Source organism: Microbulbifer maximicatervae (SeqCode) (assembly GCF_056231245.1).
In genome coordinates, this window is the sequence record NZ_CP174334.1 from 5,012,870 (window position 1) to 5,028,345 (window position 15,476).

The window sequence follows — 15,476 nt, forward strand, 5'->3', positions numbered from 1 at the left end:
ATAATCACTAGAAATGACTTATTTCTTTGTTTAAGAAGTTTTATACGATGAAGTGTTTAGTGGCTGGCGTATTGATCTCCTTTTTTATTACTCTAATTTTCTTGCCTGAAAACTCTTACGCCATTGGTATTATAAAATCCAGTAGTAAAGCCACATTAGCTGAAGATTTAAAACATCCGAGACACGTTTTCTTACATGGAAATATTGTTACTCCCTCGTTAATATATAATGACATTAAAGTTCCAGAGCATTTAACAGAATTTGGGTTCTTTCACTCTGGGTGGACCATAGATGAAATCAGTGAGGTGTCGCAATTTACAACTTTTGTTGACGTCTATTACAATGAAATAGATATTATGAAGGCTGCAAGGAGCCATGGACTAAAGGTATGGATACAAATAGCTCCGATATTTTTTGATGGTTATCCGACCTATAGGAAGCGAGCTGATTATTTGGAGCGGTGGGAGCTAGCAAAGAAACGATTAGAACCATTTAGTGATATAATTATAGCGTTTGACCCATTAGATGAACCCTTCCATCGATCAAAATTAACTAATCAAACGCTAAAGCTATATCTTGAAGAGATTGCTCAATTAGTAAAAGAAAGCTTTCCTAAAGCAAAAAGAGCAATTACATTTATGAATGAAACAGTTAGGAAGTCAAGCTTCAAAAAAATCATCCCAAAAAAATATAATTTGTTTGCTGTAAATTACTATGTAGGAGAGAGTTTTCAACGACAACTGGTAGAAAAGCTAATGGCCAAAACATCACATTTAGATGTTGAATATTACTTAATACCAAGGGCATTTAAAACATCGAATAGAGCTTTCGGTAGCATTTCAGAATCACAATTAATTAATCAGGCAAAGCAAGCCTACAATTTTGCGATAGCAAACCCCAAGGTTATCGCTATTTATCCTTTTGTTTGGGAAAGTATGTTTGGCGATGGTGAAGAGTACTACCTTGGGGTTGATAACTTAAATCGAGTGCAAGATGAATATCGAAAAATAGGTCATGCGATATCAAATTCCAGATAAACTATTTTTTATCACCCATTATATAAGTGCTGTATATAGATCTGTCATCACCAAGAACCTGAAGAGCAAATAGCTTTTCTTCAAGTGTCTTTACAGACTTCATTCTAAACTTCATTAAATCAGTTGACTCTAAATCAATAACAATAAAATCTGCCTCCTTTCCTTTTTCAAAATTTCCAACTCTTTCATCGATATCCAGTGCTTGTGCAGATCCTAAGGTCGCAAGATAGAAAGCTTTAAGTGGAGAGAGTGTCTTTATACTACTGGTATCTTCAATCGACTTCTGTAGCTGAACTACCTTATAGGCCTCATCCATAGTCTCTAACATCGAGAAACTGGTGCCGGCCCCAACATCGGTTCCCAGGCCCAGACTAACATTGATTTCTTCAGTTTTATTAAGCGGGAATAATCCACTCCCTAGAAACAGATTAGACGTTGGGCAAAAAGCTATAGCGCTACCTACTGAAGCCATACTTTCCATCTCTTGGTCATCCAGGTAAATACCATGAGCAAACACTGAGTGGTCGCGATGTAATCCATATATGTTATAAACATCAAGATAACTATTTGCTTCTGGGAACAATGATTTTACCCAATTAATTTCATCTTTATTTTCAGAAACATGGGTATGCATATACACATCGGGATATTCATCTAGTAACTTAGCTGCCTGCTTAAGCTGCTCAGGAGTACTTGTAGGGGCAAATCTTGGAGTAATGGCATAGCTCAATCGATCCTTATTATGCCAACGTTCGATCAGCTTCTTGCTATCGGAATAGGCACTTTCGGGTGTATCTTGCAGGTATTCTGGGGCATTGCGGTCCATCAGTACCTTACCTGCAATTAGTCGCATGTTCTCCCGTTGAGCAACTTCAAAGAGAGCATCTACAGACTCTGGGTGAACGGTACCAAATACAAGTGCTGATGTTGTGCCATTCTTTAGTAACTGACTAATAAAGAACTCTGCAACCTCCTTTGCATGTTCTTTATCGGAAAATTTCCTTTCAGTTGGAAAGGTGTATTCTTTAAGCCACTCTAATAATTGCTCGCCATGAGCCGCAATCATTCCCGTCTGTGGATAGTGAATATGAGAATCGATAAAGCCGGGAAGTATTAACTTGCCGCGATAATCTACAATCTCTGCGCCTCTTTTTTTTACCGAAATTTCTTCTTCAGAAATTATCCCGGCAATTATTCCATCTTTGACAATTAATCCGCCATCCTCAATATACTCATAAGCATCATTAGTCTTCGCCGGGTCGGAAGTAAAATGAAGTATGTCACCTTGAAATATAGTTGTCTCTGCATAAACAAAGTTGCTAGAGGTTGAGAGTAATAGAAATAATTTAGCTATATTGGACTTTATATTGCTGCTTAAGGATAAATATTCGACCACCAGTTCACTCCGTTAAAATAATAAGCAAACCTACATATTTAGCATTTGAAAGATAATGTGACAAATTTATTTCGATTGTCTCTAGAAGAACTGGAATACAAAACAACAAATTAACTAATATATTGAGTAATAACCTACTTAAAAATACAGAAATTTGATTTGTATATTTTGTATTTGGAAAAAACTTAATAAATTCCATCTAAACTTGTACTTAAATCCAGATTGAAGGCTCTCAATCCATGTTTAAACATCCAGATCACGTAACAGTAGTTGTTACGAAATTAGAGGAAAGTGTCAGTTTTTTTGAATTGCTGGGTTTTGAGCTTCTACTCAAAAATTTTCTAACTGGCGAGAAAGCGTCACGGTATCTCCAGGTGGATAATGTAGAAGCAGATCACTTTACGATGGTACTAAAGCAGTCATCTCCGAAATTTGAGATACAGCTACTTCACTACCGAAATCCAGTGGTTAAAACCAATCCATCACTAATTGACTTGGCAAGGCCCGGTTATAACCATCTGTGTTTAAAGGTAGATAATTTGAATGAAGCTTTAGAGTATTTATCGAAGCAAGGAATTAGTACAAGAAGCGGAATATTGGAGTATCAAGATAAAAAATTAGCTTTTCTCTTGGGGCCAGAGAATATAACTGTTGAATTAGCCGAGTGAACTATCCAAGTAAATAGATAGTACTTTTACTTAGTAACTTGACATGTAAATCTCTCGAAGAAATGATACTTGCCTAGCTAAAATTTATGTATCCACATAAATTCGAGATATTGACATGGCAAATGAAATCATCTTTTATACGAACCCTCAATCGAGAGGCTGTATTGTTCGATGGATGCTAGAGGAGATATCAGTACCCTATCAAACCAAAGTACTTGAATATGGCGAAGACATGAAATCGCCAGAGTATCTTGCTTTGAATCCCATGGGGAAAGTTCCAACACTAGTGCACGACAACAAAATAATAACTGAAGCAGCAGCAATATGTGTCTACTTGGCAGATGTATTTTCCGATTCAGGTTTGTCTCCGATAAATAACGAAGAGCGTGCCAATTATTACCGCTGGATGTTTTACTCAGCTGGACCATTGGAGTCTGCCATCGTGAATAAATATATCTTTGATGAAGATGTGGCTAAAGATAAACAGCAAATGTTGGGTTACGGTAATTATAAACTTGCACTAGATACGCTATCTAGTGCAATAAAATCAAACCCGTATATTGTTGGAGAACGTTTTACAGCAGCAGATGTATATATTGGTGCACAGCTGGGGTGGGGGTTACAGTTTGGAACTATAGATGGACGTGAAGAGTATCAGGAGTATGTAAATCGTTTATCTCAACGTAAAGCATTTCAACGAGCTCAAGAACTTGATGCAGCTTTGGAAAAAGACATGAATATAAGCCCAGCTTAAATATAAATACATTTTGTTTGAACTAAAAGGTCAGAAACTATATTTCTGACCTTTTTGATTTATCCCAAATACTAGTTTTTAACTAAAAATTCCGCTTTTTATTTGCCGAACAGCTCTGTTGAATCGAAAACGATCATTTCTGTCTATAGAAGTATTTTCATCCATCATATGCTCATAATCACTTTCAACTACTTTGAGATAATCTAGTGCTTCATCTTTATCCCCCTTCATTGCAATAAGATATGAGCGAGACAAGCACATTCTTAATTTGTGAGCATCTGTTAGATGTTCTTTAGGATGATTATCGTGGAGCTTCAAGCATTCCTCTAGGCTAGCTTCGGTGAATGGGTCGTATTCAGCTACTTCCTTAGGAATTGGTTTTTTACACTTATAGATTGAGCTTGAGAATACTTGCCCATACCAGTCGAAATAATCTTCAAGATATCCCATGGTTACTTTAATCCATGGTAAACGATCAAAGAAAAAATCTTGATTAATGAAAAATGATTCGCCCTCAATAAGCTTTGGCATAAACTCTGCTGAAACATGTTTATTTAGGTCCTGAGTTTTACATACATCAATAAAACAAATTTCAATTGGATTATCAGGCCAGGAAAACTCATTAAAATCACCGATATTTAGTTCAATCAATGATTGAAATGGAGAAATACTATTTTCTAGTATTGGAACAAAAGATTCACCAAACTTATAGGTTAGTGAGTCACACTCCCAAACACGATCCGAACCATTTGCAGGTTTAGGTAGAAAACCCAATTCATAACTACTAATAGGTTTACTATCCAATATATTTGAGTTTCTGTTGTTTGAAAAATCTGAGTTACTCATCAACCCATGTGCGAGAGAAACCACAGATGCTCCCATAAAGCTTCCGGCATCAACAATATACCCTTTTTGCTGGAAGTTTTTTGACGCCAATGAATAGAGTAATTTGCGTTCGGCAATCGAAACCATTCCTGGTGTCTCAAATACGCTCTGTGGAACTTCAGTTTTAGAAAATGAAATTTCTGGGTGTACATAACAACCCCTTGCAATTTCCGCATCATCAATTTCGTACATTATTTTGCTCCGGAAAAAAATTGATTACTTAGCGTAAGCTACACAAAAAACAACATTTGCCTTCATTTCATCCAGTGTAATATCAGGAATTTCTTCTCTTACCCTGGTCTCTATTTCCGGAGTTAAACGCTCTAAAACATTACTATGGGAAGGCTGTAGTTCCCAGGTTTCGATATTAAAATACTTACGTGTTAATGCGCGTAATTCATCGATTCGAATGCGATTTAGATGTGTGTGTAAATAGTGGTCATGTGGCAAATGGCGAACAATATTAATATGGTTCCAATCACAAAACTTAAGATGATCTGGATTCCCTTCATCCAAAACTGATGGATTATGAGGAGGCATATGGTGCCCACTCCAGCCATAAAAGTTGTGATGCAGAAATATAATTTTTCCTCCTTTGGTTAACAACCCCGCAATATCCTCGAATACACCCTCAATTTCCAATAGGTGCTCAGTGACATTGTGTAGGCAAACCGTATCAAAGGTCTTTATACCGACGAGATCGCGGGTAGAGCACTGGCGTAGATCAATATCCGGGATCAAATCCATGATGTCCTGGCCGGACATTGGAGCGTTAACCCACTTTCTTATCCTTTTATTGCGAACCCTCCTGGAGTCTAAAGACATTGCTGGGTCTACACCGGTATAACTGTTTGCTCCAGCACAGAGGTAGCCCATGGCATAGCCACCAAAACCACAACCGACATCTAAAACATTGCACCCTTGTACATATTTATGTAATTTTCTTGGCCATGAGCAGTAGCCGAGTTCAACGGCACTAGTGATGAGATCCGAATCAAAATTCTTCAGTGCGTGGCGTATATTAGTGCAGTTGTGGAAAAATGCGATTTTAGCCTGCAATTCATGATTGTCCCAATCTTCTAAAGGTTCTATTTTCTTCAGTTGTTTTGCTGCCTTTGAGCGGGAAAGTTTTGAAAATGCAGGGTGAGAACGGGAAGTGTCTAAAATTTCAATCGCTTCCCTGGCGTTATTTTCGATACGTATCAATTTGACTTGGTCAAAAACTTTCAGCGCTCGTTTATGTTCTGGGTTGCACTTGATTGCTATTTTTATATCTTTTTCAGCTTGATCTATGTCTCCTTTAGCTATATTTAGCATAGCGGAGATTATTCTCATGCCTACATGGTGTGGATGTCTTGAAATGAAGGTCAGCGCATACTTATCACAATTTAGAATCGAACCATTTTTTGATTCGGCATAGCACAGAAAATAAGTAGCCGGATGAAAAGGGTTGAGATCGGCAATTGGACGCAATAACTCTCTCGCCAGGTCTATTTCTCCAGCTAATGCAGCTTGCTTCCCTTGTTCAAAGTTATCCAGCTGATTGATTTCTAAAGTAGACATTTAATTTTCCAAGTAATGGTAACCAGGTTTTTTGGCGTGGATATTGACTTGCATGCTGCAAATAGGTGCAGTTGCGCTCGATTTAAATCAAATATAATAAGATTGCTTATTATTGAGTACATGCTCGCAGCTAGCACTGATTTTCTTAAGCTATGAAAATATTCATAAATGTGAAAGTTGGAGCTGTCAAATAATAAATTTATTTTCTCTGAGAAAACTATTCAAGGTGCAATCTATAAAAGTTGGCGCGGATGCTAACTCGTATAATCGGTAAAGCCGGAAAGCCTGTGTTATAAATTGGATTTTGTAAGATTCACGTTATCCAATTAAGCAGCAGACGATAACATCTCAATCCTGAATAAATTGATCTGCCAACGGCCTGGTTGGCAAAACTTGTGGAGGTGGCTCTTTGAAACTGATAATAGTCGGTGGCGATGGCTTTTGTGGATGGCCAACCTCATTACATCTGAGTAATTTAGGTCATGAGGTTATTATTATTGACAATTTTTCTAGAAGAAAAATTGATAGTGAGCTCAATGTAGAATCATTAACACCGATTCGAGAACTGAAAGAGCGTATTGATACCTGGTTTGAATTAACGGGAAAGGTTATTCGCTTTGTCGAGTTGGATGTTTCCCAGAAATTTAACGATCTTGTAAATCTCCTAGAGGAGGAAAAGCCAGATAGTATAGTTCATTTTGGTGAGCAGCGCGCTGCGCCCTATTCGATGAAAAGCAGTGCTACTAAAAATTATACGATCGCTAATAATATTTGTGGTACTCATAATATTCTCAATGCGATTGTAGAGACGCAGCTTGATATTCACTTGGTTCACCTCGGTACAATGGGTGTGTATGGTTACGGCCATGAGGAGCCCATACCAATACCTGAAGGTTACTTGGATGTAAAAATAGAGACGATTGATAATCGTCAAATTTCAGACTCTATCGTTTATCCGCCTAATCCTGGCTCCATTTACCATATGACCAAGACGATGGATTCGCAGATGTTTCAGTATTATGCGAAAAATGACAGGCTTCGTATTACTGACCTTCACCAGGGGATTGTTTGGGGAACGCAGACTGAACTCTCTAGTTTGGATGAGCGTCTGATAAATCGTTTTGATTATGACGGGGACTACGGCACAGTCCTAAATAGATTTCTAATGCAAGCGACTGTCGGTTTCCCACTGACTGTTCATGGCACAGGTGGTCAAACTCGCGCATTTATCCATATCTCTGATACTTGCAAATGTATTGAGCAGGCACTTTTACATCCACCGGAGCTCGGTGAACGACCACTGATTCTCAATCAGATGGCGGAAACGCAAACACTTTCCGATCTTGCACAATTAGTTCAAACACTGACAGACTGTGAAATAAGTTATCTGCCAAACCCGAGGAAGGAGGCAGAGAGAAATGATCTCAATGTAAAAAATGATTTACTTCGTTCATTCGGATGGCAGCCGATTCTTATTAAAGATAGTCTTCTAGAAGAAATTACAGATATAACAATGCAATATCAAGATCGGGCTGATCATACAAAAATACCTTGCGTTTCTTATTGGACAAAAGGTAATAAACTTGCCGATATTTCCTATCGGGAAAAAACTAGTGAAGTTACTGAAACCATTTCCTAGTGGGTAGCTTTAGCTATGTCTACGCGAATCCTTATTACTGGTGGATGTGGATTTATAGGTTCAAATTTAGTCAAATATCTCAGTAATTTGAGTTTATATGACGAAATTTTAGTTTTAGATAATGAGGTCACTGGCACTACCGCAGCATTAGCCGGAATACCTCACCAATTTATTAGAGGAGATGTTAGAAATCAACGGGATGTAGATGAAGCTGTAAAGCAAGCTGATGCTGTTATACATTTAGCTGCAGATACACGTGTTATTAATTCAATAAATAACCCTGTCTATAATTTTGAAGTAAATGTACAGGGGACTGTCAATCTTCTGGAAGCAATGCGAAGGTATGAGGTTGGACATCTCATTAATGCTTCTACAGGTGGGGCGATCATTGGAGAAGCTGATCCACCAGTACACGAATTAATGCCAGTGAATCCCGCATCGGCTTATGGTGCGTCTAAGGCTGCAGCAGAGGCCTACTGTTCTGCATATTCTCAAAGTTATGGATTATCAATAACCTCTTTACGATTCTCTAATGTTTATGGTCCGCTTTCCTTTCACAAAGGAAGTGTGATAGCAGCCTTTATTAAAAATATTCTGAAAGGTCAGGTCTGTGATGTCTACGGAGATGGCTATCAGACTAGAGACTTTATTTTTGTAGGCGATCTCTGCCAGGGAATAATTAGGGCGCTGGAAAAGAGAGAAAATGGGGTATTTCAGCTGGGTAGCGGCCAGCCGACGTCAATTAACGAAGTAATTAGTTTACTAAGGGATGTCTCGGGCTGCCATGACGATCTTGAAATAGCTAACCACCCTTTCAGGGCAGGTGAAGTGCGCCATAACTATACGGATATTACTAAAGCAAAACAGTACTTGGGCTTTAGGCCGGAGGCATCATTAAGGGACGGTATTCAAATTACATGGGATTACTTTGTCAATAAGGAGGATGTTCTGAAGCCTAGCCTCTCGCAGAGGGCCCTACAGAATGCAGATTGACAAATTTTCAGTAGAATCATTCCCTGATTTAAATACTTATGCAGGTTTTGAGTCGGACCAGAAGCTCAGAGTTTGTATAGCCACAGAAGAAATCCTAGGTCCGGTGAGAAATGGAGGGATTGCTTCAACCTACTATCACTTAGCGAAAGGACTGGCAGCACATGGGCACGAAGTACATGTGCTCTACTTAAAAGGTGAAACAGTTGAGAATGAAACACCTGAGTATTGGGTTGAGGAATATTCCAATTTTGGTGTTTCACTGCACTACTTGGTGCACACGGATGAAACAATAATCGGCCCCTCACAGAGTTGGCAGCGACGATATAGTGCGGCATACCGCTGGTTAATTGAACAGAGACGTTTTGATGTTATCCACACTTCCGAATGGCGAGGTGGATTAATTTATGCGTTGATGGTTAAGAAGTTGGGTTTGGCGTTTAAAGATACATTATTTATTGTAAAGACATCGTCCCCGCACCTCTGGAATCGTCATTATCAAATGCAGCCATTGGTAAAAAGGGAGCTGTTACCAGCGAGTTTTGCTGAGCAGAAATGTGTTGAATTTGCCGATATGGTAATTGGTGGTAGCGCACACCTACTTTGCTTTATGCGCTATGTTGGCTATAAGCTGCCAACATCAACTTATGTTCAGCCAAATATTCTCGATTTTTCCGAAGTTCCCGTTGATGATAAACGCATTAATCGACAGCCTGGTGATGTAGTTCGCACTAACGAATTGACCTTCTTTGGTCGTTTGGAAATGCGGAAGGGATTGGAGCTCTTTTGTACCGCTCTGGATTTACTTGAGCGGGCGGGGAATTGTCCTACCAGAGTTAATTTCCTAGGTAAATATGGTGAAGCCTTACCTAATCAAAACAATGAGAAGGTTGCGGACTATATTGAGCGAAAAGCGTCTACCTGGAGTTTTGAAGTCAATTGCATCACAGATTATAACCAGCCGGAAGCTCTCTCGTTTTTATGTTCCAGGGATATGATAGCGGTAATGCCCTCCCTGATTGAAAACTCCACCATGGCAGTATATGAAACACTAGAGAATAATATTCCTTTTATTGCAACGCGAGTAGGGGGAACTCCAGAACTTATCGCAAAAGAAGACCATGAAAGTTGTCTCATCGCACCCTACGCTTTTGAGCTTGCGAAAAGGCTAGAAGAGGTACTGAAGAATGGGCATAAGATTGCGCATTCCAGTTTTGATAACAATTATAACCTTCAAGTTTGGTATGGTTTTCATGCCTACTTAGCAGATCTTTTTAAGCAGTATAGTGGCGCTGAAGCGATCACCAAGATTACAGGCTCTCCCACCTTAACAGCTTCTAATGAGATGGAGCTACCGACCCTAGAAGTGGTTGTTCTATTGCGGGATACTGAGAGTGTTATGGAGTTTTCTGAGGCACTTTTAGTTGATAGACCCGACTCCATCAAATTTTTATTAATTGATCCCTATCTTGAAAATATTGCTGAGAGAGCTTCTAACTTTCTATTGGAAGCCGGTCTCAATTGTAGTTTGGTGGATTTCATTGGATTTCCAGCAGGGATTGCACTGGCAAAAAGTCTTTCTGAAAGTACTCTAGATGCTTGCATTCTCTGTGATGGTACATCCTCTCGATTAGGTGGAAAATTTTGTGGTGAGTTACGCAAAACTCTTCAAATAAATCATGAATTCATAATCACTAGCTTTTTATCTCTACCTGAAAACAAGGTGGTAATGCCGATAGGTGGAGATATCGTCTCTGAGATCAGCTTTGGAAATGCAATAGGCACAAATATTATTTGTATCCCAAAACTGGTATCAAGCAAGGTGGGGTCAATACTCCCTTATGATATTCGCTACGGTTTGGTACAAGAATATATTTTAAGGGCGAACAAAGAATTTGGGTTTGAATTGATGGTTATTCCTGAGTGCCATCTTCGTAGTGATTACTATTTAGAGGAATTGGAAGAATCTCGAAATAACGCTAACTCTGTCTACCTTCGCTCAATGTCGTTGATTGAAAATGATAATATTGCCTATCGTAAACTAGCCCTTCTTCCTTCAGCTCAGCCTATTGGAGCTAAATTAAGACCAGCACTTTATCGGGATAAGAATCGTTTGGATGAGGAACCTGTGTGGCTTTTACATGCCGACCGGCCTCGTAAAATGAAAAATCGTAATCCGAGGGTAGTTGTTGGTTTGGACGAGAGAAATTCCCATTTGCTCTGTGTAGCCAAAGGTCCGGGAAATAGGCAATTAATTGTTAATGGCGAGCCCCAATCAATTTCTTTGGAGCTACAAGATAATGAACTTACTTTACATAGATTCCCAATTCCAGATAAATGGGAAGAAGGTGAAAAATTTAATATTAAGTTTCTGTTAGAAGATCAAGAAATGACTTACACCCGTTTTATACGGGTTATAAAACTATCTAAAAATGTATTTGCAGCTATCTCTGGAAGTCCAATACTTAATGAGGTAGCTGTTGAGGAGATATTTAACCAAAAATATACCTGGAGTTTCTTCTCTAAAACAGAAAATAACACACCTGAAAACATTCAAGGGATAGATACCGAAGATACCACTTTATATGGGCAAGATCACGCAGAGGTAAGAGAGTTTGTAGACAAGGATTATACAGTAGAAGGTAAGGATGAGCCTGAACATGATATTGCAAAAATTATCCATGAGCAGGGAAAAATCAATGAAACTGAATTTAAACCCAAGTTTAGTTTTCAGGCTGTGATTCAAAAATCAGGTACTACCTTGCAACGTATATTTAAGGGATATACTGGCTCACCTATTAAGGGGTCAATTCCACCACGAGAGCTTTTTGCACTCGATCCACGGGTTCTTGAGGGATGGGCATGGGATAGAAGCAATATAGCTAAAAATTTAGTGATTGTCTTAGAGGTAAACGGAAACATTGTAGCTGAAGCCACGGCGAATCGTTATGTGGAACGTTTCGGTACTCGAAACCCGAAACTAGCTTGGTATGGATTCCGGTTCTCATTAACACCTGAAATAAAGCAGGAAAACTCAGAGATTACCGTACGTGTTAAGGAAAATGGACTTGTCTTACGAAATGGTCGATTGCGTTATCTTAAACAAATGCTAGTTGCGATCTAAGGTGGCTTGAATAATGAAAGAGCTTCACGAGGATTTACGCCTTGAAGCTGTTCAGAAACCTAAACGTATATGCATCCTAACGGAGGATATGTTTGGTCCAATAAAAAATGGTGGCATTGGAACGGCTTACTTTCATTTGGCTGTTTTTCTACAGAGATCTGGTCACAAAGTCACCGTCTGTTTCGTTAATGGTCTAGCAAAAAATCCTGTGAAAATGAAAATCACAAAAAATTTTTTTGCAAAACTTAATGTTGAATTTCATGGTGTTGCACCGCAGGCACTAGCTAAAACGACAATGGCTCGCACTATGGCAATGCCCTATGCAGCCTATGAGTGGCTCAAGAGAAATGATCGCTTTGATATTGTCCATGTTTCAGAATGGCGTGGAATGGGTTATATAGCATTACTTGCCAAGAGTCTTGGTATTGCATTCCAAGATATACATTTTGCTGTTAAAGGTTCTTCCCCAACACTCTGGTCTGCCGAAGGTAATCAACAATTCCTTAAAGAGGAACGGCAATTGGGGTGGGTATTTATGGAGCGTAGAAGTGCTGAGATGGCAGATACTCTGATCTGTGGGAGTCAGCATTTAGTCTGCTGGATGAAAAATAATAAATACCGCCTGCCTGAGCGCAGTTACTATTGGCCAAATGTATTTTTGGACGATCTATTACCTGATAATGAAGCCATAAAAAATAGTAACTTAGAGACAAAAGAATGGGTGTTTTTCGGGCGTCTTGAACCTCGTAAGGGGATTATTCTTTTTGTGAATGCATTAAACACTCTTGCTAAAAGAGGGGTTAGATTACCATCGATTACTTTTTTGGGAGGACACTCTTATCGATTTGATGCGCGAAAATTCATAGAGGAAAACCAGAAGCATTGGAGTACAGAAGTCTCATTTATAAGTGATTGTAATGCTATACAGGCTGTAGAGTATTTGAGTGGAGAAGGACGTTTGGCTGTGATCCCAGCTTTGTTAGAGAATTCCCCGATTTCTGTCTACGAATGCCTTGCAACTAAAGTACCATTTATTGCTGCTGATACTGGTGGTACTCGAGAGTTACTTGATGACGAAAATGGAAAAAAAATCCTCTTTAAGCCAAATCATATTGCTTTAGCGAGAAAGTTAGAATTACATGCAAAGAAACTGCCTGCGCCGGGTATAAAACACCAGAGGCTTAAGAAGTCGTTAGATGTATGGAATAAATGGCATGGCCAAGAGCATTCAATTATTAAAAACGCCCGATCTTCCAATAGACATGATCCCTTGGTTTCTATATGCGTAACTCATTTTGAGCGTCCAGACTTTCTCTATCAAGCGTTAAAAAGCATTAAAGATCAGACTTATAAGAACATAGAAGTTATTGTGGTTGATGATGGTAGCCATTCACAAGAAGCGCTACACGCGCTGGAAATTATAGAAAGTCACTATCAGAAGAATGGATGGCAGTTTGTATACCAGGAAAACCGATATGTAGGGGCTGCTAGAAATACTGCAGCACAAAATGCAAGTGGAGATTATCTACTTTTTTTTGACGATGACAATGTCATGATGCCGGAAATGGTAGATAAGTTGGTAAGCGCGGCAACTTTTGCAGATATTGATTGCCTGACTTGTAGCTCTATCCGATTCAGCGGCAAGGGGGCACCTAATACTCCAGAAGGTAAGCTCGGAACTCAAATTCGTTTTATGGGGCCAGCTAGAGCTTGGGCAACGAAAGTAAATATAGTCGGTGATGCGACGTGTCTGATAAAAGCTTCTAAGTTTAGAGATCACGGAGGTTATACAGAGAGATATAGAACAGGTAAGGATGATATTGAATTCTATAGCAAGCTAATTTTAGCAAAGGAAAATGTATCCTATTATCCTGATCCTTTATATTACTATCGCACCGGTGACAACTCTATGAAATCCAGAAATCACCTTCAAGAAGAAGGGGATTTCAGGCAAATAAGTCCTTACCTTGAAGGGCTCGACTCGGAAGAGAAAAGCCTTCTACTACTAAGAAAACAGCAAAAAGATGCCAAAAAAAATAAAGGGGAAAAATATAAGCCAGGGTTTTTAAAGCGAACGATTCGAAAGCTGCGTAAATTCGCTAGGGTGAAAGTTTGAAAGTAGTTAAGTACATTGAAAGTGCTAGTGAAACACGCTTCCCCCTTATTTGTATCTTCCGTGATGAATTGGATATTCTCCCGGCTTTTCTCGACCACTACCGGTCTTTAGGTGTGACATGTTTCCACCTGGTGGATACGGGAAGTAGCGATAACTCGGTAAGCTATCTACTGAAGCAGAATGATGTCCAGCTATACGAAGTTGATTGTGGCTACCCCCAGGCAAACGCAGGTGTAGATTGGGTTAACAGAGTTGCCCGGGACTACTGTCAGGGAAAATGGACTCTTGTGGTAGATGCTGATGAATTTCTCTGGTTACCTGAAATTTTAGGTAAAGCTTCACTGAAGGTTACGACTCAACTTATGCAGAGTGAATTAGCTTTTGCTCTATATACTCCACTAATAGATTTCTTTAGTGACAACCTTCAAGGGAATGCATATGACATAAGAAATCTTTCTGAGTTAATGGAATCAACGCCTAACTATGTATCTTATAAAAACTTTAAGAAAAAAAGCATATTAGCTTTTCCTTTTTTTGAAATTCGCTCCAAAGCCAGAGCGCAAATATCTGGCATTTCTGATTATTTTGTTAAATCTTATAAAATTCCGTTGGTTTATTGGCGGACGGGTTTTCAATATTTACGTTCAACCCACTCATGTACGCCGGTTCCTCTCAGTAAAAATTGCGCTCATCTTCTCCATTTCAAATTCCGGTCCGGCTTTCAGCAAAGGCTTAGTCGGGAATTGCAGAACCCTGACCGGATGAATGCTGATGTATATCGCATTTCCAAGGCCATCATTAAAAATCAGATAACTATCCCGCAATACACATCGGATCTGCGCAAGATAGATGGATTCGGGGAAAGCGATTGGCTAACAAAGATGGATTTTGATACTGATTGGCAGAATGAAAATAAGTCCAAAAGCCACTATTTCGAACTGCTCACACAGCAAAAGATAGCCTCGGAGAGCTTTCTCGCCGATAACTTAAACCGTATAACCAAGTCTTTTAGTTGGCGACTGAGCCGGCCTTTACGCAGATTTCTGTTTCATCGGGGCATATTGCGACACGATCACTATCCAGAAAGGCTCGACCAGGATCATCCATTAGTGGATCAGACGATTGCCATCTATGAGTCATTTTGGTGGCTGGTTACGGGAATCTTTAGACTGCCTGTCGCAATCTATCGCGCCATTCTCTGGCATAAGCTGGGAGGACGTCGCCGGACCAGGTAGGGCTTTATACAAAAAAGGCCGGGGAGGTTTGTCCCCGGCCTTTTGTTTGCATCTCAGTTTGTGCCTGAG

Annotated in this window: 11 protein-coding genes; 8 read left to right on the forward strand and 3 right to left on the reverse strand. The window is 39.4% G+C overall.

Going from position 1 to position 15,476, the window contains the following annotated elements:
* Positions 1-59 precede the first annotated feature (59 nt).
* Entirely contained in the window at positions 60-1,037 is a 978-nt protein-coding gene (locus ACJJIS_RS21925; RefSeq protein ID WP_475709082.1) for a hypothetical protein, read from the forward strand.
* A 1-nt stretch (position 1,038) separates the two neighbouring features.
* On the opposite strand, the gene guaD is transcribed toward ACJJIS_RS21925, so the two are convergent.
* The gene (gene guaD, locus ACJJIS_RS21930) at positions 1,039-2,433 is read right to left on the reverse strand and encodes a guanine deaminase (RefSeq protein ID WP_475709083.1); all 1,395 of its coding nucleotides are present in this window, start codon (positions 2,431-2,433) and stop codon (positions 1,039-1,041) included.
* Between the two features lie 239 nt (positions 2,434-2,672).
* Between guaD and ACJJIS_RS21935 the strand changes: the two genes are divergently transcribed.
* Both ACJJIS_RS21935 and ACJJIS_RS21940 read left to right on the forward strand, forming a co-directional pair.
* Positions 2,673-3,101 (forward strand): VOC family protein, encoded by a 429-nt coding sequence (locus tag ACJJIS_RS21935; protein ID WP_282930577.1) that lies wholly within the window; start codon positions 2,673-2,675, stop codon positions 3,099-3,101.
* Between the two features lie 115 nt (positions 3,102-3,216).
* On the forward strand, positions 3,217-3,855 hold the full coding sequence (locus ACJJIS_RS21940; protein WP_475709084.1) for a glutathione S-transferase family protein: 639 nt from the start codon (positions 3,217-3,219) through the stop codon (positions 3,853-3,855).
* Between the two features lie 78 nt (positions 3,856-3,933).
* Here the strand turns inward: ACJJIS_RS21940 and ACJJIS_RS21945 are convergent, their stop codons facing one another.
* Both ACJJIS_RS21945 and ACJJIS_RS21950 read right to left on the reverse strand, forming a co-directional pair.
* Positions 3,934-4,932: a hypothetical protein gene (locus ACJJIS_RS21945; protein WP_413663867.1), complete on the reverse strand. Its 999-nt coding sequence runs from the start codon at positions 4,930-4,932 to the stop codon at positions 3,934-3,936.
* Between the two features lie 24 nt (positions 4,933-4,956).
* Positions 4,957-6,303, reverse strand: coding sequence for a methyltransferase (locus ACJJIS_RS21950; protein ID WP_475709085.1), 1,347 nt, complete (start codon positions 6,301-6,303; stop codon positions 4,957-4,959).
* 409 nt (positions 6,304-6,712) lie between these two features.
* Between ACJJIS_RS21950 and ACJJIS_RS21955 the strand changes: the two genes are divergently transcribed.
* Genes ACJJIS_RS21955 through ACJJIS_RS21975 form a run of 5 tightly spaced genes read left to right on the forward strand, consistent with a single transcriptional unit; the run spans position 6,713 to position 15,407 of the window.
* A complete protein-coding gene (locus ACJJIS_RS21955) occupies positions 6,713-7,942 on the forward strand; it encodes an NAD-dependent epimerase/dehydratase family protein (RefSeq protein ID WP_475709086.1) in 1,230 nt (409 codons plus the stop codon).
* Between the two features lie 15 nt (positions 7,943-7,957).
* Positions 7,958-8,935 carry an NAD-dependent epimerase/dehydratase family protein gene (locus ACJJIS_RS21960; protein ID WP_475709087.1) on the forward strand — a complete coding sequence of 326 codons (978 nt, stop codon included), beginning with the start codon at positions 7,958-7,960 and terminating at the stop codon, positions 8,933-8,935.
* Positions 8,925-12,056: a glycosyltransferase family 4 protein gene (locus ACJJIS_RS21965; protein ID WP_475709088.1), complete on the forward strand. Its 3,132-nt coding sequence runs from the start codon at positions 8,925-8,927 to the stop codon at positions 12,054-12,056. Before ACJJIS_RS21960 ends, ACJJIS_RS21965 begins: the two co-directional genes overlap by 11 nt.
* A 13-nt stretch (positions 12,057-12,069) precedes the next feature.
* Positions 12,070-14,172 (forward strand): glycosyltransferase, encoded by a 2,103-nt coding sequence (locus tag ACJJIS_RS21970; RefSeq protein WP_475709089.1) that lies wholly within the window; start codon positions 12,070-12,072, stop codon positions 14,170-14,172.
* Positions 14,169-15,407: a glycosyltransferase family 2 protein gene (locus ACJJIS_RS21975; protein ID WP_444934524.1), complete on the forward strand. Its 1,239-nt coding sequence runs from the start codon at positions 14,169-14,171 to the stop codon at positions 15,405-15,407. Before ACJJIS_RS21970 ends, ACJJIS_RS21975 begins: the two co-directional genes overlap by 4 nt.
* The last annotated feature ends 69 nt before the right edge of the window (positions 15,408-15,476 follow it).